Source organism: Testudinibacter sp. 'clade 2', assembly GCF_006227735.1.
GTDB lineage: Bacteria > Pseudomonadota > Gammaproteobacteria > Enterobacterales > Pasteurellaceae > Chelonobacter.
In genome coordinates this window covers 1-1,690 of record NZ_VDHB01000236.1, presented here as the reverse complement: position 1 = coordinate 1,690, position 1,690 = coordinate 1, and the positions used below count along the sequence as shown (strand labels likewise).

Sequence of the window (1,690 nt, the reverse complement as noted above, 5' to 3'; positions counted from 1 at the left end):
CTTTGTCAGCAGTCTAAAATCCGGCAATATAACGGATTTTTAAACTTATCAACCGAACAGAACTTAGGCTTTATTTTCCGGATTCTGGTCATCGTCACTGTCAGAGATGATTTCCTCTTCCAGCTCAGTTGGTTTTTTCGCCTCATCGGCTTTAGCCTGATCCTTTGTAGCTTGCTCTGATTTAGCTTTAGTATCTGCTTTTTCGTCACCTTCCCAGCCCGGTGGTGGCGTCACTTCACGACGCTCCATCAACTGGCGGATCTGCTCTTCTTCGATGGTTTCATATTTCATCAACGCATCTTTCATCGCGTGTAAAATATCCATGTTGTCCAACAGAATCTGTCTGGCACGCTGATAGTTACGCTCAACAATCTGACGGACTTCTTCATCAATCAAATGAGCGGTTTCGTCAGACATATGTTTGGCTTTCGCCATTGAGCGTCCCAAAAAGACTTCGCCATCGTCTTCAGCATATAAAATCGGCCCTAATTTATCGGAGAAGCCCCATTCAGTGACCATTTTGCGCGCAATATTAGTAGCAACTTTAATATCGTTCGAAGCACCGGTAGAGATATTTTCCTCGCCATAAATCAGATCTTCTGCCAGACGCCCGGAATACAGCGTGGACAGTTTACTTTCCAGTTGCTTATGGCTGATACTGACTTGATCCCCTTCCGGCAAAAAGAAGGTTACCCCTAGCGCCCGTCCACGTGGAATGATGGTGACTTTATGCACCGGATCGTGTTCCGGTACTAAATAACCGACAATCGCATGTCCTGCTTCATGATAAGCCGTCGATTCTTTCTGTTTCTCGGTCATAATCATGGTGCGACGTTCCGGCCCCATGTTGATTTTATCTTTGGCTTTTTCAAACTCGACCATGGTCACGATACGTTTATTATGACGTGCCGCAAACAGCGCCGCTTCGTTGACTAAATTTGCCAAATCTGCCCCGGAATAACCCGGTGTACCCCGTGCAATCACCATTGGATCGACATCCGGTGAAACCGGTACTTTACGCATGTGTACTTTCAAAATATGCTCACGACCACGCACATCCGGCAGACCGACGGTCACTTGACGGTCAAAACGTCCCGGACGGGTCAATGCAGGATCCAGCACGTCCGGACGGTTGGTTGCGGCAATCACGATCACACCGGAGTTGCCTTCAAAGCCGTCCATTTCAACCAACATTTGGTTCAAGGTCTGTTCACGTTCATCGTGTCCACCGCCCAAACCTGCGCCACGCTGGCGTCCGACCGCATCGATTTCATCGATAAAAATCAAACAAGGTGCGGCTTTTTTGGCTTGTTCAAACATATCACGCACCCGTGATGCGCCGACCCCGACAAACATTTCGACAAAGTCCGAACCGGAAATCGTGAAGAACGGCACTTTTGCTTCGCCGGCGATCGCTTTTGCCAGCAAGGTTTTACCGGTTCCCGGTGGCCCGACCATCAAAATGCCTTTCGGAATTTTACCGCCCAATTTTTGGAATTTACTTGGATCACGCAAGAAATCGACGACTTCGCCAACCTCTTCTTTGGCTTCATCACAGCCTGCAACATCGGTAAAACGGGTGGTATTCTGCTCTTCGGTCATCATGCGGGCTTTACTCTTGCCAAAGCTCATGGCTTTGCCGCCACCGCCTTGCATCTGGCGCATAAAGAAAATCCAAACACCGATCAAC

The 1,690-nt window shown here is 48.5% G+C and carries 1 protein-coding gene; it reads right to left on the bottom strand.

The window, feature by feature from the left end; genetic code table 11:
• Nucleotides 1-63: 63 nt before the first annotated feature.
• Nucleotides 64-1,690 (bottom strand): ATP-dependent zinc metalloprotease FtsH (ftsH, locus tag FHQ30_RS12930; protein WP_139625194.1); only part of this gene is annotated, 1,627 nt, incomplete at its 5' end.